At 38.3% G+C, this 24,279-nt stretch carries 24 protein-coding genes and 1 tRNA gene; 6 read left to right on the top strand and 19 right to left on the bottom strand.

Features of this window, described 5'->3' with window-relative positions:
* Positions 1-76: 76 nt before the first annotated feature.
* Positions 77-334, bottom strand: a complete 258-nt coding sequence (locus M3204_RS10820) for a DUF1292 domain-containing protein (protein ID WP_251481304.1) — start codon at positions 332-334, stop codon at positions 77-79.
* 208 nt (positions 335-542) lie between these two features.
* Between M3204_RS10820 and M3204_RS10815 the strand changes: the two genes are divergently transcribed.
* From M3204_RS10815 to M3204_RS10805, 3 genes are all read left to right on the top strand, one after another.
* Entirely contained in the window at positions 543-1,355 is an 813-nt protein-coding gene (locus M3204_RS10815) for a YitT family protein (protein WP_251481302.1), read from the top strand.
* 237 nt (positions 1,356-1,592) lie between these two features.
* Positions 1,593-1,666: transfer RNA gene (locus M3204_RS10810), tRNA-Arg, on the top strand.
* 557 nt (positions 1,667-2,223) lie between these two features.
* Positions 2,224-2,868 (top strand): phosphatase PAP2 family protein, encoded by a 645-nt coding sequence (locus M3204_RS10805; protein WP_251481300.1) that lies wholly within the window; start codon positions 2,224-2,226, stop codon positions 2,866-2,868.
* A 59-nt stretch (positions 2,869-2,927) separates the two neighbouring features.
* Here M3204_RS10805 and M3204_RS10800 read toward each other — a convergent pair whose 3' ends face one another.
* The 12 genes from M3204_RS10800 to M3204_RS10745 all read right to left on the bottom strand — a co-directional run bounded on the left by M3204_RS10800 (position 2,928) and on the right by M3204_RS10745 (position 15,420).
* Positions 2,928-3,383: a YndM family protein gene (locus tag M3204_RS10800; protein WP_251481298.1), complete on the bottom strand. Its 456-nt coding sequence runs from the start codon at positions 3,381-3,383 to the stop codon at positions 2,928-2,930.
* A 57-nt stretch (positions 3,384-3,440) separates the two neighbouring features.
* Positions 3,441-4,799, bottom strand: a complete 1,359-nt coding sequence (locus tag M3204_RS10795) for an amino acid permease (RefSeq protein WP_251481297.1) — start codon at positions 4,797-4,799, stop codon at positions 3,441-3,443.
* Between the two features lie 132 nt (positions 4,800-4,931).
* Positions 4,932-5,279, bottom strand: coding sequence for a hypothetical protein (locus tag M3204_RS10790; RefSeq protein WP_251481295.1), 348 nt, complete (start codon positions 5,277-5,279; stop codon positions 4,932-4,934).
* 163 nt (positions 5,280-5,442) lie between these two features.
* Positions 5,443-6,273, bottom strand: a complete 831-nt coding sequence (locus tag M3204_RS10785) for an ABC transporter permease subunit (protein ID WP_251481294.1) — start codon at positions 6,271-6,273, stop codon at positions 5,443-5,445.
* Complete coding sequence (locus M3204_RS10780) at positions 6,266-7,177, bottom strand: ABC transporter ATP-binding protein (protein WP_251481292.1); 912 nt, start codon at positions 7,175-7,177, stop codon at positions 6,266-6,268. Before M3204_RS10780 ends, M3204_RS10785 begins: the two co-directional genes overlap by 8 nt.
* 638 nt (positions 7,178-7,815) lie before the next feature.
* Positions 7,816-9,159: an ABC transporter permease gene (locus tag M3204_RS10775; protein WP_251481290.1), complete on the bottom strand. Its 1,344-nt coding sequence runs from the start codon at positions 9,157-9,159 to the stop codon at positions 7,816-7,818.
* The gene (locus tag M3204_RS10770; protein ID WP_251481288.1) at positions 9,149-9,847 is read right to left on the bottom strand and encodes an ABC transporter ATP-binding protein; all 699 of its coding nucleotides are present in this window, start codon (positions 9,845-9,847) and stop codon (positions 9,149-9,151) included. Before M3204_RS10770 ends, M3204_RS10775 begins: the two co-directional genes overlap by 11 nt.
* Before the next feature lie 106 nt (positions 9,848-9,953).
* Complete coding sequence (locus tag M3204_RS10765) at positions 9,954-10,475, bottom strand: RNA polymerase sigma factor (protein ID WP_251481287.1); 522 nt, start codon at positions 10,473-10,475, stop codon at positions 9,954-9,956.
* Between the two features lie 190 nt (positions 10,476-10,665).
* Entirely contained in the window at positions 10,666-12,621 is a 1,956-nt protein-coding gene (locus tag M3204_RS10760) for a DUF6449 domain-containing protein (RefSeq protein WP_251481286.1), read from the bottom strand.
* A complete protein-coding gene (locus M3204_RS10755) occupies positions 12,596-13,495 on the bottom strand; it encodes an ABC transporter ATP-binding protein (protein ID WP_251481285.1) in 900 nt (299 codons plus the stop codon). The genes M3204_RS10760 and M3204_RS10755 overlap by 26 nt, the downstream gene beginning before the upstream one ends.
* Before the next feature lies 1 nt (position 13,496).
* Complete coding sequence (locus tag M3204_RS10750) at positions 13,497-13,877, bottom strand: GntR family transcriptional regulator (RefSeq protein ID WP_251481284.1); 381 nt, start codon at positions 13,875-13,877, stop codon at positions 13,497-13,499.
* 412 nt (positions 13,878-14,289) lie between these two features.
* Positions 14,290-15,420, bottom strand: a complete 1,131-nt coding sequence (locus tag M3204_RS10745) for an acyltransferase family protein (protein ID WP_251481283.1) — start codon at positions 15,418-15,420, stop codon at positions 14,290-14,292.
* Positions 15,421-15,566: 146 nt separating this feature from the next.
* On the opposite strand from M3204_RS10745, the gene M3204_RS10740 reads away from it, so the two are divergent.
* Both M3204_RS10740 and M3204_RS10735 read left to right on the top strand, forming a co-directional pair.
* Positions 15,567-16,478, top strand: a complete 912-nt coding sequence (locus M3204_RS10740; protein ID WP_251481281.1) for a VanW family protein — start codon at positions 15,567-15,569, stop codon at positions 16,476-16,478.
* 135 nt (positions 16,479-16,613) lie between these two features.
* The gene (locus M3204_RS10735) at positions 16,614-18,698 is read left to right on the top strand and encodes a peptidoglycan D,D-transpeptidase FtsI family protein (RefSeq protein ID WP_251481279.1); all 2,085 of its coding nucleotides are present in this window, start codon (positions 16,614-16,616) and stop codon (positions 18,696-18,698) included.
* 54 nt (positions 18,699-18,752) lie between these two features.
* Here the strand turns inward: M3204_RS10735 and M3204_RS10730 are convergent, their stop codons facing one another.
* Both M3204_RS10730 and M3204_RS10725 read right to left on the bottom strand, forming a co-directional pair.
* Positions 18,753-19,268 carry a hypothetical protein gene (locus tag M3204_RS10730; protein ID WP_251481277.1) on the bottom strand — a complete coding sequence of 172 codons (516 nt, stop codon included), beginning with the start codon at positions 19,266-19,268 and terminating at the stop codon, positions 18,753-18,755.
* Between the two features lie 172 nt (positions 19,269-19,440).
* Positions 19,441-19,911 carry a GNAT family N-acetyltransferase gene (locus M3204_RS10725; protein ID WP_251481275.1) on the bottom strand — a complete coding sequence of 157 codons (471 nt, stop codon included), beginning with the start codon at positions 19,909-19,911 and terminating at the stop codon, positions 19,441-19,443.
* Positions 19,912-20,619: 708 nt separating this feature from the next.
* Between M3204_RS10725 and M3204_RS10720 the strand changes: the two genes are divergently transcribed.
* The gene (locus M3204_RS10720; RefSeq protein ID WP_251481273.1) at positions 20,620-21,186 is read left to right on the top strand and encodes a GNAT family N-acetyltransferase; all 567 of its coding nucleotides are present in this window, start codon (positions 20,620-20,622) and stop codon (positions 21,184-21,186) included.
* A gap of 89 nt (positions 21,187-21,275) precedes the next feature.
* Here the strand turns inward: M3204_RS10720 and M3204_RS10715 are convergent, their stop codons facing one another.
* From M3204_RS10715 to M3204_RS10700, 4 genes are all read right to left on the bottom strand, one after another.
* Positions 21,276-21,773, bottom strand: coding sequence for a GNAT family N-acetyltransferase (locus tag M3204_RS10715; RefSeq protein ID WP_251481271.1), 498 nt, complete (start codon positions 21,771-21,773; stop codon positions 21,276-21,278).
* Positions 21,774-21,854: 81 nt separating this feature from the next.
* Positions 21,855-22,775 carry a DUF1002 domain-containing protein gene (locus tag M3204_RS10710; protein ID WP_251481269.1) on the bottom strand — a complete coding sequence of 307 codons (921 nt, stop codon included), beginning with the start codon at positions 22,773-22,775 and terminating at the stop codon, positions 21,855-21,857.
* A 71-nt stretch (positions 22,776-22,846) separates the two neighbouring features.
* A complete protein-coding gene (locus M3204_RS10705; protein ID WP_251481267.1) occupies positions 22,847-23,197 on the bottom strand; it encodes a VOC family protein in 351 nt (116 codons plus the stop codon).
* A gap of 334 nt (positions 23,198-23,531) precedes the next feature.
* Positions 23,532-24,278, bottom strand: coding sequence for a hypothetical protein (locus tag M3204_RS10700; RefSeq protein WP_251481266.1), 747 nt, complete (start codon positions 24,276-24,278; stop codon positions 23,532-23,534).
* Position 24,279: the final 1 nt, after the last annotated feature.

Here is a 24,279-nt window from a genome sequence, read left to right as displayed (position 1 = left end):
AATTATTCTATTCTTTATTGAGATGAAATTCCCTTTTAAAAATTGAAATATGCCGTCCATTATTGGACGACTTGGATTACTCTTCTGCAGGTGCAGCATCAACAGCAATCTGATAAGCATTTAGCAAATTTGATTTATCCATTTCATTATTTAGGCCCACTAAAAATTGTTGTCCATCCTGATCTTCCACCCGCATCAATACTGTTCCCTCTTGATCCCTCAGCATTGCAAAGGTTTCCCCATTCATCTCAAACAACGCTTCCACTTCATACTGCCGTTGATTTCCCTTTTCATCCAGTACCGTTACCAGGTCTCTGATTGAATCATTTTCCATTGTTTGGTCACCTCCAGAAGTTCTGTTTTAACTTTCCCTCCTATTCTCTCCAATCTGATAGGATTTTTTCAGGGTCAAATGTCTAACAATATTAATTAGGAACCTCAAATTTAAATTCTTAATTAATTTTAAATAAACTATTAAATTTACTTCTTTCTTTTCATCTATATAATATTTCTAACGAACATGTTTTTTGGAGGCGTCATATGTGAAAACCACAGGAATCATCATTGGATCCACGATCGTTTCATTTGCATTTAATCTGTTTTTAATTCCGCACGAAATCATGAGCAGTGGAATCAGCGGCCTTTCAATTATTTTCTCAATGCTCACTTCTATTAACACGGGAGTATTCAATTTTATTTTAAACTTCCCATTATTGGTCCTTGGATATTTTAAATTGGGACGGAAATTCATCCTGTACACGATTCTGTCTGTAATTACCATTTCGTTGACACTCTATATAATTCCAGTTGTGCCTCTTGCCAAAAGCCCTATTCTCTCTTCCATCTTTGGCGGTGCGATAGCCGGCCTGGGTATTGGAATCATTTTTCGTTCCTCAGGTTCCTCCGGCGGATTTGATATTATTGGTATGCTGCTTACAAGACGGAAGGATTTCCCGATGGGGACTTTGCTGTTTGCAATGAATTCGATTGTTATATTACTATCTGGTTTTTTGTTTAGCTGGGATGCAGCACTGAACACACTTGTCTCCATTTATGCTCTAGGCAAAGTAATAGATAAAGTTCACACCCACCATGTCAAACTCACATTGATGATCATCACAAGAAAAGGTGAGGAAGTAAAACAGCACCTGCTGAAGAATGTCTATCGAGGCGTCACTGTCATTGATTCTGTGGGCGGCTATTCAAACGAAAAAAGTAATGTAATCATAACGGTAATATCCCGCTACGAACTTACAGAAGTGAAAACATTGATCGAAGAAATCGATCCCGATGCTTTCGTGAACATAACGGAAACATTGGAAGTCATGGGACTATTTCACAGAAAACATCATTAATATAGACTCTTTTTGAATTTGTTGCTATCACACCTAATTCTGGATTTTACGAAGCTAGGAGATATTCATGGTGTAAGCCTGGTAAGCAGTATTACATGGATAAATACCCTTAATTTAAAAGCATTCATTAAGCTGAAAATTTAGCTTTATGAATGCTTTTAAAAATTCCATTAAAATTCATCTTGAAATATCTCGAGTTTCATCATATAATAATTGAGTCGTTAAAATTATATCCTTGTCTCAGTAGCTCAGTAGGATAGAGCAACAGTTTCCTAAACTGTAGGTCGGAGGTTCGAATCCTCTCTGGGACGCTTTTAAAAGCCTTGACTTATCAAGGTTTTTTTTATTCTTTAGGAAATTATAAAATTATTTAGTTGTGGATAACTATATGTAGTCTTCTTAATCCAGCTCCAGCGCCTAGCCCCTCGAGTCGCTTCGGTCCGCCCAATGAAGTCAAAGAACGACTTCACCGGTCGGCCCTCCAGCGCTTGTCGGGGCTGAACGAGGCGCTTGCGCTTTTTGTTCTTTCTACTATTTTGCTTCCCCTTGATTATTTTCTTTTATTTAATCCACATAACCTTCTTATTCGGCCAACATAAATAATCCCTGAAATTTTGTAGCCTATCCTGGTGCTTTCCAATTTAATATGCAATGCTCCCAATGAGAGAGATTGTCCTTAAAAGGGAGTTATTTTAAACAATTTTTATTAGGGCGTTGGAACCATCATGAAGTTCTGAACGTCTATATAATTGGAGTTGTTTTTTTTAACTATAATATTTCTGAAAAGTATTATTATCTTCTTTGTGATTATTAATGATGTTTTGTGGTATTTATACATCAGGACCAATTAAGTTAAAGGGGACAAATTATGAACGCTAAATTGAAAGAAACGCCTTATTTATTATTTTTACTGGTGATGCCAGTTTTAGGATTAATATATAAGATTTTAAATACCAATCCTCGTAATCCAGTTATCCTCTCAACCAATCTGGACACAATGATTCCTTTCCTGCCGATTTTTATTGTGCCGTATATAGTTTGGTATGCGTTCATCCTGGGTTATCTGATATATTTCTGGTATAAGGATATTAGTGTATATCTAAAAACATTGAGTGTAATAGTCGTTGGCGAATTAGTTTGTTTTGTGATTTACTTTTATTTTCAAACGACAGTTCCTCGGCCTAAACTCGTTGGAGATGGATTTCTGGTCGACCTGGTAGGGATGATTTATAGCCATGACCAGCCTTTTAATGCATTTCCGAGCATCCATGTTTTAACGACGTTTGCAATCATTCTCGGAAACATCAATATCCGCAATAAACATATTTTTCATTCAGTCTTTGTATCAGTAATGGGTTCGATGATCATTATTTCTACCCTCTTTGTAAAACAGCATTACATCTTGGACATGTTTGCTTCTATGTTTTTAACGTCCTTCATTTATGGAATCGTTTTTGAACTCTATGAACTTAAATTCGCTGCAAAGTCGAATACTGTATATATAAAAGAATGAGTATTCCTGCCGTCCAAGTTAGTAAATTGAAAAGAGCTGCCGAGGGCAGCTCTTTTTGGTTATTCTTTTTCTGGGTCGTCGCTTCTTACATCAGGTTTGACGGGGTAAAGCTCTTCAGCAGCCTCTGTTTGGTAACGATAATTTGTATGAGGTTGATGTCTTCTATCTTCGTCTTCCAATACTCTGTCTGCCATATACTTGTGGAAAAAATATTCAAAAACCGCTACTCCTGCTGCTGCAATAAGTGAAGGTAACAATAAACTTTCCCCGTATGTCAGGCTCTCCCCCAATAGCCAGATGACCATGAATGCCAGTCCAAAGTCTGCCATTGTGGCAATCGTGTTATTGGTTTTCGGCAGAAGGAACAAGTCTCCTATTACATAAGAAGCTAGTCCAAGGACCAGAGAAATCCAAAATACGTTCGTAAATGACATGTCATACATTACTCCAAGAATGACATATAGAACAACGAGGCTTACAACGAATTTTGTAGCAATTGCTCTAAGATGCTTCATATTTGAATCTCCTTTATGAAATTTGTTTTAAAGAGACCGGTTAATCCATTACTTTGTTCAACTTCTCTTATTCCATACCTTTTTTTGTAAGACTGCCGCAATAATACCGATGATAAAGACCACAACTATGCTCACGAAGAACCCCATTCTGATGCTTTTCTCCATCAGTGTTCCGCTAACAGCTGCGAGAATCAATGCTATACCGGTGAAAGCAGCCAATTTTCCCCAGGCTTTCATTTCAAGGATCTTAAGCGAGGATATGATGATAAAAGCCCAGTTGAACAAAATGAGGATACCTGCTGCAGTTGTAATGTATTCATAAATTTTTCCTGGCAGCAGCAAGGCTGTTACAATCGAAGCAATCAGGCCTACTACCGCTAAACCCAGAGACGGCAAAGGCAGCTGCTTCCATTTCTTAAGTTTTTTAGAAAAGACCTTTGGTGCATCTCCATCGTTAGCTAGTGTGACCAGCAAAGTCGTAACGCCAAACAATGATGCCGTCATGGTAGAGAACCCTGCCACGATAATCGCTCCGTTAAATACATGTGGGAAGAAAGCTAAATCGTATTCACCAAGAGCCGTTACAAAGGGACTCTCTTTCTCATGGAAGGATCCATGTGCAGCCATCAGCACAGCAAGTCCCAGAGCAAGAACATAAGTAATAACCAGTAAGATTAACATGATTATGCCGGCTTTTGGGGCATCCTTTTTCTTCTTAAGCCTGGTGGCCATCAGACCGATTACTTCAATTCCTCCATATGCATAAAAGGCATAAATCAATGAAGACCAAAAGCCTTTAAAACCCTCAGGGAATAATTTTTGTGAGGAATTGGGGATCAAGGGTTCTCTTGCATCCAAGTTGAACCAGCCTAAGAAAGCTGCAACAGCGATGATAATGAACATTATAATTGCTGCCGTTTTAATGATCGCCAACAAATCCTCTACCTTATCAAACCCCTTATTTCCCGTGAGGACAACACCAATGGACAAGACTGCATAGCCAGAAGCGAAAACCCACAAAGGGACGTCCGGAAACCAGAATTGCGATAAAATTGAAAGGGCTGTTAATTGGCTGCCCATGATCAAGATATTGGAGCTCCAATAATTCCATCCGCAGCTGAATCCAGCCCACTGGCCATAGGCTTTATTGGCATAATAACAGAATGATCCTTCATGAGGGTCCTCAGCGGTCATTTTAGCCAGTAAGTTATATACAATATAGGTTCCTATTGCCGCCAAAATAAATGAAAATACGATAGATGGGCCAGTAATTTTAATTCCAATGGCCGAACCAAGAAAAAATCCGGTACCAATTGTACAGCCTACCCCTATCAGGGATAATTGCCACCATTTTAAATCTCCTTCATTAGAGGCATTCCCTTTACTCGAATTTCCTGATGGGAGAAAGAAATCCATACCCATTACCTCCTTCAACACGTATTATCATTCGAGTAATAAAGTTATTTTATGTACTGATCCTCTCCATGCCGGCGTCGAGTTACTTAAAAAGCCGACTCCAAAGGAATCGGCTTTTTGTCGCAGCTTTAATCATTTTTTGTTTTTCTCTGATTCGGAATCATTTTTCAGGCCAGTCATTGTACGGTACATCTGTGTGAACATACTACCCTGTACGATATTTTCCAGGAAGAATTCCCCGATCAACTTTTTATATTCTTCATCTTCAAACATCTTTTTGTTTTGAAGCTCCATTTCCGCCAATCCCTCGTAGGTTGAAATTAAAGCATATTTATGGTCCTCGCCGGAAATAGGTGATAACAACTCGACTCTGTGATCATATTGTTCATTCCGGAAGTTCTGCATCAATCGTAAATTTTTAATAGCATCGGGAAACTTATCCTGCTTTATTTCGAATGTTTGTATAACGATAACAGACATATCCTATCCCCCTGTAAAATTCTTCGATAGGATTAGATTTTTCAAAAGTTGGACCATCTATGCATGCTGGGTTTATCAAAAGCATGGTTTGAGGAATATGATTTATGCTGTTAGGTAAGACATCCTTATACGCAAAATAGTTTGGCTTATGATAGGAGCCAACTTAAATCTGTTTCTCAAATAACGTATTTCGATCATTATATTTTGTCATCACTTTTAATAATATGAAGTTTATCAGTGAAATAACTACCCCAATTAAAGTCAATAACATGGGATTAATAATAAGGAATCCTGTTGCCTGGCCAATGAAAAGACCCATGATCGGGAGAATCAGAATTCCGCCTAGTTGCTGGGCTTCCTGAAAACCTTTGGACCTCGCAGAAACGAATACATTTACAAGGATGGTCAGGATTGTGATCATGGGTGCGACCCACAACATTAAAATTAGCCAGTTTGCGTTCGGAAAGATCAGAAAACCAAACATCTCGTATGTCATGCTTATTGTGATTAGACCAAATAAAAAGAAGCTAACCCATGTTATGGCAATAGACGGGATAAACGCGGCAAGTACCTTACCAATGAATAACTCTTTCACTGTAATTGGCGAGAATAATAATGTTTCAAGAGTTCTTCTTTCCTTTTCCCCGACAAAGCTGTGCAGAGAGATCATCATCGCATTTAAGCTTGGGATCAGCAAAAATATAGATCCGAGGAGGTAATTCACGACTACATAAATGATTTGATGCTTCATGCTAGGAAGACTGTTGATCAGCCCCCCGCTATTCGCTTCCTTTAGGCCGTTGAGTACATTATTGACTAAATCTGTTAATTCCGGAGAGGAAAGTGGGAAGTTTTTTATCAATAAAATAAAGACTAAAGGAAAAATGACGGAAAAGATAAACGGTAATAATACTAATCCGAGCCAAACCTGGGTAGAGCTGGTTATAGCCTTTATATCCTTTGAAGCGATCAGCCAGATGAGTTTATTATTCATCTCTCCCACCCCTAACCCTGAAGTATATTGATTCTAAATCATTATTTTCTATCTCAACATGGTGAATCCATGATTTTCGAATGATTTTTTCAAGCAGAGGTGAAATATGGTCCCTTGAAGGCAAAGTGAATTGCAGCGTATTCTTCCCCTTCTTTATGACAGGATAGTCAGCCCAATGGTCTTCCTCAGGTTCGAGGTTTGTCACTACTTTTAATTGGATTCGGCTAACATGTTTGGTCTGTAACTCAGTTAATGTCCCAGACTCGATAATCTTTCCATCATTAAGAAATAAATATTGCTCACATATATTCTCTAATTGATGCAATATGTGCGAGCAGAGAAAAATTGTCGTTCCTTCACGCTCGTTTAGCTCTTTAATAAATTTCAGCACAAGCTTTATACCTTCCGGGTCCAGTCCGTTCGTAGGCTCATCAAGGAAAAGAATCCTTGGCTTGTGCAAGATCGCTTTAATGATTCCTAGCCTTCGCTTCATCCCAGTACTATAAGTCCCAACTTTTTTATGCTTGTGCTCAGCAAGCTCAAACTCATCCAAAAGATTTGCGATTTGATTTTTATCATAATGTCCGTAAAGCTTTGCGAAGAAAATCAGATTATCCATCCCTGACATTTCGTGGTATAAACCAGCGTTTTCAGTAAGGATTCCGCAGTTTTTACGGAGTTCATCCCCATCATGCTGTGGATTCAGTCCGTTTACAGACAATTGACCGCTCGTCGGGTTGATGACACCATTCATCAGACGGATCATAGTGGTTTTTCCTGAGCCGTTCGGGCCAAGCAGACCAACGATTTCTCCTTCTTTAACAGTCATTGAAACATCTGCAAGTACCAGCTGTTCACAGAATTTTTTTGAAACTGATTCCAACTCAATCATATTTAGTGCCATGCACATTCCCCCTGGTTTACAATTCTCTCTATAGGACGGTCGATATCTGAAAATCGTTCAAAATATTCTAAGATTGATTTTAGCAAATCAATAATACAGTAGATAGAAAAATTTTTCTTAAAGGCTGTTTTTGCATAAATTGTTGTTTTTCTAGTCAAGTTTTCATCTCGCATATTTCTTGAATTCGAGCTCTTTTCGGGAGGATTCTGTACAGGAAGGCATTATAAATCGTGAAAATTCAAATGCTGATTTTTCCTTTATGTTGTGAAAGCAACAATGTTTACGAAAAGAGCCTTCATAAAAGAAAGGCTCTGTTATTATAATTTGTTTATTTTTCGCTTAGGTATAGGAATTCATAGGCGGAGAAATTCCGGCTAAAGTATAAAGTAGGGGCTTAAGAAGCAGATATAAGCGGAGATATTCCGATTAACTCCACTATATATAACTAAATCTAAAGATTAGGTTAATATATACGGAAAAACTCCCCTTATTTTTAGGGAAACGTTGGTATTTCCCAATTTAACCGGAAATTTTCCGTTTATTTTTCTATCACAGTGAAATCAACATTCTATTATTACAGAGCCAAAAGAAAAGAAATGACTAAAACCTGCGCTGTGGCTGGTTCTTGTCATTTCTTTCTATACTTCTCTTCTCATTGCTTGAAGAACATCGACTTTCGTAGCGCGCTGGGCTGGTCTAAGACCAGAAAGAATGGTTACGATATAGCAGATCAGAAAACTAATGATTGGCAGAGTTATCGGAATGTAACTAAAAGTCAGCTCCTCGGGTGGCTCTTCTCCAAATGCTTGTTTTATGATTAAAGGCAGACCAAAATTTACGATAAAACTAATGCCATAGGCAACAAGTGTCCCAATTGTAGCCCCAATCAAACCAATATAGCTGCTTTCAAGCAAGAAAATTTTCTTGATTGTTCTTGGATTTGCTCCAATCGCTTTCATGATTCCGATGTCAGGTGCCCGCTCGGTAACAGCCATTGTCATAGTATTATATATTCCTATTGATGCGATGAGGATGGCGATTGTCCCGATAAAAATCAAGCCAGTCTTTACGATTGTGAACATCATATTGACATCCTTTAATTCATTTATCACTGAGTAGGAAGGATAATTATTTGCTTCTAACTCATTGGTGATATTTTTTACAGATTCCATATCTTTTGCATAAACCTTTACTTGATCATATTGATCGGCAGCGATATTGGGAACCTCCACATCAGGATTATTTGAATCTTTCAGAATACCCCGCGGAGTTCCTGTGAAATCTTCCACCTGTTTAAGAACTCCCTCTGATACAAAGACAATATTATCGTAATTCCATTCCTTGGTTGGCTGTTTCCGGATTCCAACTACTGTGACTTCGATAGGCTCTTTTACTTCTTTGCCTTCTTCCAGCTTAATGACGTTCATGGAAATCTTTTGCCCTATCAAATCTTCTTTATAGCGATACTCGTCTTTAATTTGGCCACGTTCATCATATAAATCATCCTTGGCATCCTTTGGATGAAGTTCTTCAACAAAGTGATAACCTACCACTACTTCATTTTCTGCCTTTGGGAGACGCCCCTTCGATAATTCAAGTCCGGCTTTGGTCTCGGATGGCATATGGGCTACAACCGCCTGGGCGAAAACTTCATGGTTCCCGGTCACGAATAAATACTCCTGGAGGCTTTTTCTTCTTGTTACCGCTTTGACATCTATAATCTTTTCGAAGTAGGCGATATCTTCATCAGTCAGCTGTTTGTACCCGCCATTTTCGTCTTCTTTTCCCGGTACCTCTATCTCTGTCACAATCCGCCTCTCCAATGTTTCCTTGACGATTGACTTATGTAGACCGAATCCGACAGAAGCAAGGACAATCAGGAATGCTACACTCATAGCCGTAGCAAGGATTGTCATGAACAGTCTTGTGCGGTTCTTTTTCATATTTTGCCTAACAAATTGGAATTGATCTTTAAGCCTCATATGCATATGCCTCCTCTAAAACACGACCATCCCTTAATTCAATCGTTCGATGTCCTATCTGCGATACTTTTTCGTCGTGGGTAATAATTAAAAAAGTAATCCCTAATTCTTTGTTAAGTGTAATGATAAAATTTAATAAATCCTCTTCTGTCTCAGAATCAAGGCTGCCTGTTGGTTCATCGGCAAGAATGATCGGCGGGTTCACAATAAGCGCACGTGCAATGCTGACCCGCTGCTGTTGGCCTCCTGAGAGTTCGCCAGGATAATGGTCCTTATAATCGTACAATCCAACCATCTGTAAAATTTCATTAGTCCTGTGTTTCCGTTCATTCTCCTTAACTCCCTTTAGTATTAGAGGAAGCTCAACATTTTGATACGCAGTCATGCTGGGAATAAGCTGAAAGCTTTGGAATATAAACCCCAGATGCTCAATACGGAAATCAGCAAATTTAGATTCGTTCATGGTAGAAATAGCGACACCATTAATTATGATTTCACCTTTTTTTGGTCTTATGAACCCGCTGACCAAGTTTAACAATGTGGATTTGCCGGACCCGCTTCGGCCGACGATGGTTACAATCTCACCCTTGTTTACCTCGAAGGATACATTCTTTAAAACAGGGATGATTGTTTTGTTGCCTTTCTTACCAATTTCGAATTCGTGGCTTATATCTTTTATCGTAATCATGCAGCACCTCTTTTTCTACTAAATTGAAATAATATAAAAAATTTCCAGATGGAATTGATGAAAAAAAATAGGCGATCGTTTAATAAATCGCCCTGTAAATGGAATGTTAGGCTGGGTATTTTTCGGTCATGACCTTTTTTAATTGTTTCCGGGCTCGGTGTAGCCTTGTTTTCACCGTTCCAGATTTAAGGTTCAATTTGTAAGCAATCTCATCTTCTTTTAATCCGTATTGAAGCCTCAGGACAAGCACCTGCTGGTATTCTTGGGTCAGCATGTAGAGAAGATGCTGGATTTCCTCTTTGAAGAGAATGATTTCCACTTCTTTTTCAATCGAGTGGATAATGTCTTGGTCGCTGAATATTTGCTCCATTAAGCTTTGGTCGGAAGGCAGCCATTTTCTTCTTTTTTCCGCTCGCAAATAATCAATTGCTGTTCTGCCCGCTATAGCAGCAAGCCATGCACCGATTTTTTGTGTGTCTTCAATCGTTTCGATTTTTTTGTAAGCCTTGATGAATGTTTCCTGAACTACGTCCTCTGCTAAATGCCTGTCTTTCGTTATGCTAAATGCGATGTGACAAAGCTTTTTCTCATGTTTTCTGTAAAGCTCGTCAAAGTCAATGTAAGCCATATTCCATCCCCCTTGCATTTGTTACTAAGTTCCTAACTTCCTTGTTTTACAAACAAAAGTACAATTTGGCTTTTCAGATTTTATGGTTTTAATGCTTTCTTGCATATTGGATCTTCAAAAAAGTAGTCGAACCCATTAAAATACTGTATTATTGTTTTTCCGAACAGGAACAATCATTGCAAAATAACCCTTATTTAAAATGTTCTTTAATAAAGTCGGGAACATGCTTCTCGCTGAAGGTTCGAATTTCTTTACGATTTCCGGACTTATAGACGAAAATGGCTGTATAGGGTTCTTCATTGAACCATCCGTAACCAGCATTTTCAATAGCCGCTTGTAAATCGTCTCTATCAGTCAATTTAAGTGTGTTTTCATTTGCCTCAAGCGTCTCCTGAATTTCCGCCTCAGGAAATTCTTTGAACTGATTTTCTTTTATTGCTTCATTTGTCACTAGGATATACTCTAAATCTTCCGGCATAACCAAGGCTTGCTCTAGCATATCGTTATTCTTCAGCCAGGCAATCATGAGTGAATACGACTGTTTCAATTCAGTATGGACATAATCACCCTTACCTGCTTGAATTTCCACGGTTGATCGATTGCCGCGTGGGTAGTAATCAGAATCGTACGGATCAATTACGGTTTCCTTCTTTAAAATATCCATTGCCTCTTTGGTTTTATCGGGATCTGAGATAATCAAGTTATTGTCTTTACTGCCATTGATGATTCTGATTGAAACTACTTCATCAGATTTCACCTTGAAAATTGGATTGTTGGCATGTTTGTATTCCAAAGATTCATTAATTTTTTTAAGATGATTTACGTAATCAAGTCGGTCAATGGAATATTGGCGGACCATTCTTGTTCCATATTCTAGTTCATAGATAAAGAGTGCGAATTCAGTTGACTTCATATCTAATTCATTGCGTTTTTCGTTTTTAATGATATCTGCATGAAGGTTCCTGACTGCTTTAATGTTTTCAAGTTCTTTTAACGGTTTAGCAGCCTGGTCCTCATCCAGACCAGAATAGATCATGTTCGTATATGTGACACTCTTTATCTTTTCAAGCTCTGGAACTCTTTTTTCGTATGGAGCGAAAGCTTGGATAATCAATACGAAAATGACCACTGCAACACCGAAAATGCCAAGTCCTCGAATATGTCCAAAGACTCTCCAGGTTTTCTGAAGGACCATTTCTGCGGCAAAATAACCAATGGTTCCGCCAGCAGCATAGCCAAATAACAGCCAGCCAAACTTATTTTGCATTGCATCGAAATACATTCCGCCAAGAAGCATCATGCAAAAAGCTACTCCATATTTAAAGATTACTTTCAGGCTGAAGAATGCGATTGCTTCAGATGCTGCTTCAATTTTTCTTCTTTTATAAAGGATGAGTGACAGAATGTAAAAGCTGATCAAAAATACTGAATATATCAATATTCCTTTAAAAGAAAGATTCTGACTTTCCATTAGTGAAAGATGTGTTATTGGTGAAAGTTTTTCGATATTCCTTATCTGAAAGTAATCACTGGGGAAGCCGTAAAGCATTAACCCTAAATTATAGATAATCAGTAAGGTGAAACCTGCCGGAAACAGCAGCATAATGTAGGTTAATACCCCATGTACCACTGAAATACCGGTAACCATGGCAACAAACACTCCTGCCATATATAAGACAGCGTTAAAGAGAATGACCGTTCCAGTCCATCTCCATACGTCTTCTAGCTGAAAGTATAGATTTAAATCATAGACACTGTGTATAAAGATTGAAATCAAAGCAATTAGGATCACAGGGAGGATTAAATAAGCAAAACCTGTCAGCGTATAAAATTGATAGATTTTTCCCCTTTTCAGCGGCAAACTGTGCATTAAGTCTGCAGCCGCCTTTACGTGAAGGAAACGGTAAAGGAATACAGCGAGAATAACCGGTACTGTAATGTACATCATGAACTGAACACCATACTCTAAATCAAAGATGCTGTGAATCGGTCTAAAATACTGATAATTATCTCCGGAGTAATTCATCATGATTCTTAACGGAATCACGAAAAATAAACCAAGGAAGTAAATGACCGAGATCCAGCCTACATTTCTGCCAACCTGAAGAATCATTTCTCTATTAAACAATGACATTTTTGATTGCATAGCCGATATCCCCCATTTCATAGATGAATATTTCCTCAAGTGTCAATGGGAGTAAATCGAAGATGACAGGCTGGCTTTTGCGAATCTTTTCTTCAATCTCCTCTTCTTTGCCTCTGATAATACAAAGCATTACGCTTCCTCTCTTTTCGCAATGGAGCACCTTTAAATTATCTTCCAGGTAAGCAGGAGGATCACCCTTGTATGCTACTTGTACCTTATGAATATCAGATTTCAGATCATCAAGGTCTTTTTCGAGAAGAAGTGCGCCGTTATGTAAAATTCCGATATGATCACAAATATCCTCGATTTCACGCAGGTTATGGGATGAAATTAAAATGGTCATTTCCCTGTCTGCGACATCCTGTATTAACAGGTTTTTGACTTTTTTCCTAGCTACCGGGTCCAAGCCATCCATTGGTTCATCAAGAATCAAGATTTCAGGCATGGCCGATAAAGCCAGCCAAAACGCTGCCTGCCGCTGGACTCCTTTTGAGAAAGTTTGAATCTTCTTGTTCATGCTGAACTCAAAGACTTCTGCAAGTTTGATGAATCTGCTTTCATTCCAGGATGGATAGATACTTTTATAAAACTGGGCCATTTGTTTGACTGTATATTGCGGGAAAAAATATGGCTGGTCTGATATATAAAATAACTTTGCTTTCAATTGTTCATTTTCATAAATCGATGTTCCATTAAGAAGCACTTCGCCTGAATCCTGTTTATAAATCCCTGCGAGCAATTTTATGACAGTAGTTTTTCCGGCCCCATTTGACCCAATCAATCCATAGATCGAACCTTTTTCTATCGTTAAATTGACATCATTTATGGCTGGATGTTTTTCAAATGTTTTATTTATCTCTCTCATTTGAATCATTTCACTTGCCCCCCCCTTTTGAAGCGTCTAAATCTTTTATTAGAGCATGAAGTTCATCTGCTTGAACGCCAAGATACAAAGCTTCTAGCAGCAATTTTTCCAGCTCCTGTTTCACTTGCTCGATTTTTTCGTTATCTTTGCCAGGACTTATCGGATTTACAAAGCTCCCTTTGCCTTTTTGGGAATAAATAAACCCCTGTAATTCCAGCTCCCTGTATGCTTTTTGGATTGTGTTCGGATTTATCGTCAGCTGTTGTGCCAGCTGGCGGACGGAAGGCAATTGTTCATCAGGTTTGAGCACTTCATTAATGATCAGCTCTTTCATTTTATCGATAAGCTGTTCGTAAATCGGTTTGCGGCTTCTCAGGTCAAGCTCAAACATAATGACCCCCTAACTGTACTAAGTGTACTATTATTATTAATACAGTTAAATTATATGCCAACCTCTTCCAAAAAGATAGGTGTTAATTTCTTAATAATTTCTTAAGAAAAGTTAAGAAATGATTTCGGTTGTGAAATTAAAGGAAGATGTATGCAGATGTCTAATGAGGATAAAAAACTTTGGAGAGTAATTGAGACAATTCCCACTAAAAAATCATGTTGACTATGTTTTTGTGGTGTAATTTTACACAAATTATAACATAAAGTTCTAATTATTCAATAAAAAAAGGAAAAAAACACTCTATAAGTCTAGAGTGTTGTTAACATGAGCTGAACTTATAATAGATAATCCTAGTTCATCTACCTGTTCTTTTTAGTCCGGATTTCGCTATAACCTCGTTATTCAAACTGATTTATCCTTTCAATGCCGTATCCAATTCTATTTTGCTGGGCTTCTTTCCCTTCATGCCAAATAAGACACGCAATACCGTAATTTTCTTAATGAAAAATTCGTAACTAAATAAGATCATACTGAGAGATGTGGTGATTAAAAAGACCAGTTTGACAGCAATTGGCCAGTCTAATTGGTAAATCAAGAAGCCCACCATAACAATTACCGGCTGGTGCAGTACATAAAACGGCATTGATAAGGCAGAATTATAGTTGAAAAAATTGTTTTCCTGAGTCAAAAAACGATTTGCCAAATAAAAAATAAATAACATGCTATTCAAACTGCTTACTACTTTGACGATTGTGAACAAGAAAAACGTCAATTCGGTCATCTTTGGAATCCCTAGCATGAACCATGTTATATAAATACCGGTCATGCTAACTGCCAGAATCGCAATAGTATTTTTATTCATCATTAAAAATTCCTTGAACGATTCATTTGAAAAAAAATAATAGCCAAACAGGAATAATGCAAAGTAATATGGTATACCCCAGCCGCCTAAATTCACGAAGTTGAAATAACGCGCTATGACAACCAAGATCACCAGTATTACCGCATAATGGTTGAGCTTAAAGGATTTCACGTTATTCCTTTTTCTAGTCAGGAGTGGCAAGGTTATTGCGGAAAAAAGAAAAAGAACAAAGAGATACCATAAATGAAGCCCAACAAAAGCAAAATTGCCAGTCCCGCCTATTTCCAAATAAAGCCCATCAAAATATTTAGGTAAGAAGGAAAGGAATGATCCTGAAAACTGCTGGTGACTCAAACGTTCTATATAAACTTGTGGCGGGCTTAAAATGAGGATTCCAAACAAAAGTGGAACCCCAAGCTTCACTATTCGCTCCTTCAAAAACACTTTGCCTGTCCTTCTAGTTAGCGCGAAATAGGTGCTAATTCCCGATAATGCAAAAAAAATGGGCATAATCCAAGTCCCTACCAACAAACTGAACACTAGGATATAACTTGAATTGATAATTTCATTTTTTACATGCCAGGGAAAGGGATTAAAAAACATCGAACAATGAAAAAGGAAAACCACGTAAGTTGCAAGGATCCTAATCCAATCCAAGTCTGCCCTTCGATTCTGTACCATATTACACCTTTTCACTCCTCTACAATAGGTAATATTCCTTATTCGGCATATTTTTATAAATTCCTTTTTTCACTTCCATTAAAAACCAATAAACGAAAAGCACATTAAATTAATCCAGGTTAACCATAATAAATTGAGAGGTGAAAATGTTGAGATTCTTATTGATACTTGGATTGGTCCTTACAAGCTCCACTGTGGATAAGAATGATAAAATTTCGATTATATGGGATGGTGAACCCGTGGTCGAGGTGAACCGGTCGGATTTCTCTATCCCCTGGTTCGGCTATCCATTGCTTAACCATACAATGCTTGAAACCTTAAACAACCAGCTTGAACGGCAAATAAAAAAATCTCCGACGAATGCTGGTTTGGATGATTACGGAAGAATCATTCCTGAAGAAGTCGGCTATATGCTCGATCAAGAAAAATTCAAAGAACAGTTCACTGCCAGCTTCTTTGGGAACAAACCTATAAGGATTGACATCCCAACACAGCCTGTCCATCCAAAAGTTGATAGTGAGATTATCTCAAATATCCGCACAAAGCTTATAGGCCATTACATAACCTATTTTAATAGCGGCAATCAGGAACGTTCGCATAATATTGCTTTGGCTGCTGAAGCAATCAATAACAATGTCGTCTTTCCGGGAGAAACATTTTCTTTTAACAAGGTGGTAGGCAAAAGGACAGCATCAAAGGGCTATCAGCCTGCGCCAATCATTGTACGTGGTGAACTATCGGAAGGAATTGGCGGAGGCATCTGCCAGGTGTCATCAACTCTATTCAACGCTGCTGACAGGTCTGGCTTGAAAATTCTCGAGCGCTATTCCCATAGCAAGCAGGTTCCCTATGTCCCGCCAGGAAGAGATGCAACAGTAAGTTGGTATGGACCTGATTTCACCTTCACAAATAGATACAATCAGCCGATTTTGATCCGTGCAAAAACTTATTATGGAAAAATGGTTGTAATGATTTATTCTTCTGATGAAATTAACATTGAAAAACGAAATGTTCCGAGCACAGACAGCAGTACTCTTATTCCTGAGGAAGCAATATAATCTAAAAAAGAATCCTGTTAAGTAACAGGTTCTTTTATATTTACAGGAAAACCTTTACATCTTATACAAATATTACGTACACTTATGGTAATAGATGGATTTAATATAATAATATCTTCATAGGATGTGAGATGCTTGCCTAAAAAGAAAAATCCAACACCATTAAGGGTCAATATCCTGTTTTTTTCCGTGTTTATCCTTTTTTCCCTTCTTGTGCTTCGGCTTGGTATTGTCCAGATTGTCCATGGTGAGGACTATAAGCGTGAAATAGACCGAAAAGAAGATGTGACCGTCAACAACCCTGTCCCCCGCGGTAAAATGCTCGATCGAAACCTCAAGGTGATTGTCGATAACAAGCCGCTTAACGCCATTACATATACGAATGAAGGTGCGTCACAAAAGGAAATGCTCCAGGTGGCTGAAAATTTGGCCAGGATTATCGACCAAAAGACGGATAAGGTCCGCGAAAGAGACAAGAAAGACTTCTGGATGATAAAAAATCCTGATGAAGCCAAGAAATTGATTACAAATCAAGAAATGGAATTATTCAAGAACAAAAAACTAAAAGATAAAGACCTATATAAAAAGCAGCTTGAGAGGATAACTGATAACCATTTAGCACAACTATCCAAGCAGGATATTGAAGAATTGGCTATCTTCAGAATCATGAACAGCGGCTATAAATTCACACCCCAAATCATCAAGAATGAGGATGTGACCTCTAAGGAATTTGCGGTCGTAAACGAAAACCTTGATATGCTTCCGGGTGTGAATGCGACTACAGATTGGAACAGAGAATACAAATATGAAGATACTTTTAAACCAGTCCTTGGCAGGGTCACGACTTCTAATGAAGGCCTTCCTGCGGAAAGAATCGATTATTACATGTCCAGAGGCTATACGCGAAACGACCGCGTTGGCAAGAGTTACCTGGAATTGGAGTATGAAGATGTTCTCCAGGGAAAAAAAGAAAAAGTAACCAATGTCACTGATAAAGCCGGTGAGCTTTTAGAAAAGGAGCTTGTGTCTGAAGGGCAAAGAGGGAAAGATTTGGTTCTGAGCATCGACATGGACTTGCAGATTGCTGTAGAGGAAATCATAGCAAAAGAATTATGGACTGCGAAAAGCTCCCCCGGAACTGGTTTACTCGACAGAGCTTATGTTGTATTGATGGACCCCAACACAGGGGAAGTTTTAACAATGGCAGGCAAGAAAATCGTAAAAGATAAGAAAACCAATGAGATCTATCTTGAAGACGATGCACTTGGGAATATATTGAATACCTTTAACGCAGGTTCTGTTGTTAAAGGGGCGACTGTATTGACAGGCTATAAGAATGGTGCAATCAATTCATCCACTCGTTTTGATGATAAAGGGATTAAAATAGCGGATACTGATTGGAAGAAGTCGTATAGATATTTGGGTGTTCTCAATGATATAAATGCACTTAAACTATCCTCAAATGTATACATGTTCCATACTGCAATCAGGATTGGCAATGGAGTTTACAGATATGAACAGCCTTTGAACCTTAATCCACAAGTTTGGGATACAATTCGTAATTCATTTGCTTCCTTCGGTCTGGGCATTCGTACTGGAATTGACCTGCCGAACGAACAAACTGGTGCTAAGGGTGTTAATTATCCTGTAGGTAAGGTCCTCGATTTAGTTATTGGCCAGTATGATACCTATTCAAATATGCAGCTCGCACAGTATATTTCTACTATTGCTAATGGAGGGAAAAGAATGCAGCCTAGAATCGTTAAGGAAATACGAGATCCAGATTCTTCCAGCGATCAGCTTGGACCGGTGTATATCTCTTATCCTCCTAATGTACTGAATGATATAGGCGTGGAAAAACAATGGCTGGATCGTGTTCATTCAGGTTTTGAAAAAGTGATGCAGGAATCTGGTGGTACCGCATACCGATTTTTCAGTGATGCACCATATTCTCCCGCAGGAAAGACTGGGACAGCTCAAGCATTTTATGACGGTCCATTGCGGAAAAAAGGTGATAAACCAATGGATACTATGAATTTAAGCCTGGTAGCCTTTGCCCCATCGGAAAAACCAGAAGTAGCAATGGCAGTCTTGGTTCCCTGGGCTTACCAGGGCAGCGTAGACCACAGGGCGAATCTTAAGATTGGCAGAGCTGTTATGGATGCTTATTTTAACTTGAAAAAAAATTCTGGTGTGATAGAAACAGTTGAGGAAGAATGATTATTGAATATGAAAAAGCTGTGCCAAATCTGGCACAGCATTTTCATAATAGAATTATAGTTCTTTTGCAAGAGATGGCTTGTTCATTTCCAGGCTTTCGAACGCTGCGCCAATTTTCTCTTCACCTTGAGCAAATTTTTCATCAGCGGCATCTAAAACTGGTGCATCCTTCTTCAATTCCTCAGACTTCAACTTATAAGACTCAGCAATATCCTTAAGTGCAGCTTCAAGATCAGCTTGTTGGTCCTTCAATTCTGCAGGAACTTGTAGACCTTCTACCTTTGTAGCAACTGCAGCTGCAGACGCGCTTGCTGCTGCTTTGTCTTCTGCAGTTGGCTCTTCTGCTCCTTCAAATGCGTTAAGGTCACCATCAGCCTCGTTGATTGTGTTCACGATGCTCATGTAGAATTTATACATTACACTTTTAGGATTTACAGCCGGCTCAGCAGCCTGTTCTGTTTCCTTATTTTCTGTTTCCTTCTTTTCTGGTTCAGCTTCCTTTTCCGCCGAACATGCTGTCAACCCGATTGCGAAAGTGATCGCTGAAAGTAAAATCCAAAACTTTTTCATCTTTTTTTCTCCCCTTCAATCTATATATATCGCTGATAATGAAAGCCCCAATTTACACTGGATTTCACACAGCTTTTTCATTATATAGGGATTATTTAACATTTTCAAATATTAAGTTGAGTTTTTTTAAAAAAAGTCCCAACTTGCAATAAAGCAACAAAGCTTTGCTATCTTAGCGCTTTACCATAGTAATAAAATGGTTTAAGCCACTGTAAAACTCTTTCTCTTTTTTGAATCCCATATTTGCATATAATTTGATTGCCCTGTCATTAAACGCTGCAACGGTAAGTCTGGTTATGTAATGAGGAAAGGCTGATTGCAGCTCAGTTAAAATAAAGGAGAAGAAGGCCTTTCCGCCCCCCTTGCCAGTCAATTTTGGGTTCATGCCAATACCAACATCGACGGCAGTTTCGTTGTATGCGCCCGCTTCCCTGCCGGCTGGCACTTGTGCCGATTCCCCGCTGCAATAAAAACCAGTTAATGATCCTTTTAAATCTGTGATTGCCATGTAATTCTCTTCCAGGAGCTCACTTATTGACGCATCGTTCACTTCATTGTTGTAAAAATCGTAAGGTGGTTCATAGTTCCATTTTAAAATTTCCATCGCGTAATGATGATTCATTTTCTTACTTACTAAATTCATTCCCATCCCCCCATGAAGATAGACAGCCGCTATGCTGTCATTAGTCTATACATTGCTCACCACAGCTGATGGTGAATATCTCATTTAAAGATTCGATATTAAATTTGAGGTTCCTTTAGGAAACAATTAATAGAATTTTCTCTTTTTTTACAGAAGAGATATTTATTTTAGTTTTTCTGTCATTTTTCTCTCATAACAGGTTTAATAGTTTGCTAATCGGGAACTATAAAAGTAACAAAACAAACACTATTAAATGACAGGAGCGATTACATAATGATTACTACATTTGTATTACTTGGAGGAGCTTTCGCAATCGCCGCTGGACTGAATTTCTTCGCTGTTAATGAAAATGCATTTATAGATGATGAAGCAATGAACTAAAAAGACGCACTCGAGAGCGTCTTTTTTTTGTGTTTTTTATGAAGTATTTTTGTATTTTTCCCATAGAGCAGGAAATAATAGAATGAAAGAGAATAATTTAAGCATAAGATTCTTGCTACATTTTATAGGTTCTTTTCGTAAACTTTGTTGCTATTTCAACCAGAAGTAAAAAACCGGCACCTGGGTTTTTACGAGGTTAAATGCAATCTTTATTCAAAAGTCTCCCCGAAAAGAGCTCCGACACTTTTATTAACACGATTTGCAGAGCATATACGAATAACACCATTCAATGAGAAAACAGCCTTTTATCAAAGGGGGTACGGACAAATGCAGACGCCAGACATTTTGCCAGGCGAACTTGTTCACCTGAGCAAGCTTAAGGAAGAGGATTTGGAGATTTGGTGGGGTCTCATCCATAAAGATGAACATCCCGAATGGAAGAAATGGGATGCACCTTATTTTCCTCTAAAGAGGATTGAACTTGATAAATTTAAAGAACAAATGACAAATCTCATTCATCAGGGCTATGACAGAAAGTATCTTATAAAAGTCGATGATGAAATTATCGGAATGGTAACGTACTATTGGGAGCATGAATCCTCCCAGTGGCTTGAGATTGGGGTTGTGATTTATCTTCCTGAATATTGGAACGGAGGATACGGAACCGACGCCCTGAAGGTCTGGATCCATCATCTTTTTCAAACCTTTCCTATTCCAAGAATCGGCTTTACAACCTGGTCGGGAAATGCCAGGATGCTCACTGTCGGTAAAAAACTTGGAATGGTCGAAGAAGCTCGAATCAGAAAATGCCGGCTCTATAATGGGAAATATTATGATTCAATAAAGATGGGTTTATTAAGAGAAGAATGGGAAGCAAAAAATGATCAAAAATAAACAGCACGCCATTTGGGTGCTGTTTTTCTTTATGTTCTTTCGGAAAGACCAGAACATGTCGGTTAGAATGTAAATGTTAAAAGAAGTTACTATATAATTTTTGACATATAGTATTCGTTTATGTAATTCCCATCCACCAATAATGAATCTTTCTTCGTCCCTTCAATTTCAAAGCCCATCTTCTTATATAAACCAAGACCTGCTTTGTTCTCGGTTACAACGGTCAATTCAAGTCTGTGGATTTTAATATTGTCTGTCCAGGCAAAAAGCTCTTCAAAAAGCTTGGTGCCGACTCCGCTGCCTCGATGGCTTTGCATTATACCAATCACAAGGTATGCAGTATGCTGATTTCTGCTCGCGCTCCCACCCCTTGCAATTAAATAGCCAATCAATTCATTTTCCGCTTCAGCAAGGAAGATATTTGAATGGTTGTCTGCCTTAAAAGCTTGAATCATCCTTCTTTGTGCTTCAGGATTAAATGTTCTTTCACCCGGGCCAAAAAGCATATAATTGGAGGTGTTTTCTACTTCAAGGATCAATTTCGCGAATTTTTCTGCATCCTGTTCTTCTGCTTGTCGAATCATCATTTTAAAACCCCTTAATATTATTCAGAATGTTCTAGTATATTCTATCTTAACAAATAAGAAACCAGAGGAGAATCCTCTGGTTTAAGAAAATATGTTTTTAATGCTTTCAACTAACTCTTTAAAGAAATTAGATACGGACTGAAGAAAGCCTTTATCGCCTACAGCCTCCTGGATACGGTTTTGAATATCATTTGATAAGTCTTCAAGCTGTGACTGTACGTTGTCAAAATTAATATTCAGATCACGCATTTTATTGAACAAATCAACGAGCAGCTGTCTATCTTCCGGACTAAGCTGAATTTCAAGTGCCTTTAATTTCTCATCAATGATTTTCTCGATCTCTTCTTTTGTCGCAGGGTTCTGGGCTGCGATTTCTTTTTTGATTTCAGTCAGCAGTTCACTTACCTTATCCTGGTCAAGTCCTTCTTTTTTTGCTAAATCGGTTGCCAGGTTAAGCTCTTCATTCGCTACTTTTGTACGGTCTTTATTAAGCTCAGTTCCTTCACCCTCATCATAGGCTTTGTAAATTCCTACCAGCGCGGAATGACCGCTTACCTTCACAGGTGAAGCTACATCGACGATTGCATCCTGGATGCCCGCAGTTAATAGTGCGTTAGCATACATTTCATCAGTAACTTCAGTGATATTTTCAGGGGTGACCTGATTGATCACAAGTCCCTCTCCAGAATCTTTCCTGGTAATTTTTGCGGAAGAATACATATTTGAATGTTCATCGCCTTTAATATAGGTAACGAGGTCTTTACCGGTTACAGTGATTTCCTTAACTTTTGAAGAATCTTTAACTCCGAGCAATTTTCGCACTTCATCCTTTTGCTTGTCAGTTAGAGCCTCCCCGTACACCACGATCGGAGGGCCGTATTTCTCGTTAATGCTGTCTTCATCATTGTCACTGGAAGCGAATGCAGGCAATGCTGCTCCTCCAATTGCTAACGTAAATAAACAAATAATTACAGCTAATTTCAAAAAACGTCTTAAATGCATGTTTGTTTCTCCTTCTCTAGTAAAATCAGATTGATAAATAACAATACCCTTTATTTATCGAAAAATGCTTATCAGCACTTGCAGACCATAATGTGATTTCCATCAGGATCCCTGAAGGTAAACCAATGGTCATGTTCAATGCCAGTTGCAAACTCGACTTCTTTAGACTTTAAGAAATCAAAAGCTTCCTTGATATTTTCTGTGTTTAAATGGAATACGGGTGCGCCAAAGATATTTTGCTCCGAGTAAATCTTGCTGTCTAATACTATGCCTGTACCCTCCATGGGCAGAACATACAAATGACCAAATTGTACTTCTCCATCAGCTGACAGTCCCAGGATATCACAATACCAATCGCGTGCCTTTTCTATGTCTTTTACTGGAATGAAAATTGTACCGACTTCATTCTTGATTGGATTCATATTAAACCACCTTTTGTTTTTCGATTGTTTTTTCGAGCTTTTGAACTCTATGTATTAAGTGGAATATAAGAGTAGTTATAAAGCTTAATTGAATGAATAGAAATATTCCTATAAAAAAAGCAGAATCAATATTAAATCCGGAAAAAAGAAAGCTTAACAAGTAAAATACAAATATTCCCCCGAAAATGTTTGCTATAAAGATAAACAGCCAATTATCCATAGTTCCCCGCCTTTTTAAGAATACATTAATTAATACGAAATTTATCGGTAAAAGGTTTCATCAGAAAAGACTCCAGCTAAGCTATTATAATTTTCAGGGTACTTCTCCAGCAGTCTATTCCAATTCTTGTTTATCTATATACCTGATTTGTTCTATTAAAGAATCCCCGGTCCCAAACCCATTTGTGTTTTTTGGGAAAGGCGGATAATCATCGTATCCGTCCTTCGCGACCGACCGCCAGCCAAAATAATATTGAGCAGGCGGGAAAAAGTTTGAAAAAAGAGGATCTGGATTAATCGATGCCATCAATTTGTTTTCTGACAGCATAAATTCACACCAGTCCAAAGGAATTCGTGTATGGCCAAAGGATGTTTTTCCCTCTAATTCTGCTTTGATGTCCATCTGGACACTCGGCTGGTAGTTGTGCTTTCCTTCATTAATGCTATATCCCCTGTCCTTTATTAAATAAAATGTGAGATAGTGCAAATTATTTTCCGGATGAAAGTTCCAGACGATGAAATGGGAAGCCGGATTTTCAGGATCGATTTTCCAGATCCTTGGAGTAGCGCCCGTATCAATGCTTATAAATTGCCATTCATGTTTCTGCCATTGCCAGAAGCTTAGCCCATAGCTGTCGTTTTTTGTAATAAAAGGAATATATACATGCTTTTTATCAAGATAAATGATGTCCTGCATATCTTTTATATTCGCTTCAGGAAATTTATCCATAATTTCATTTATTGCAGCTTTTTTATTAGGAAAGTTATCTGGAGGGGCAAGGAATAACCAATATCCAATCGTTCCAATTCCTAAAATTATTAACACTGCTATAAGGAGAAAAAGCTTCTTTTTTTTCAGCATG

This window comes from Mesobacillus subterraneus (assembly GCF_023715485.1).
In the GTDB taxonomy this organism is placed as follows: domain Bacteria; phylum Bacillota; class Bacilli; order Bacillales; family Cytobacillaceae; genus Mesobacillus; species Mesobacillus subterraneus_B.
This window is presented reverse-complemented; position numbering and strand designations above follow the sequence as displayed.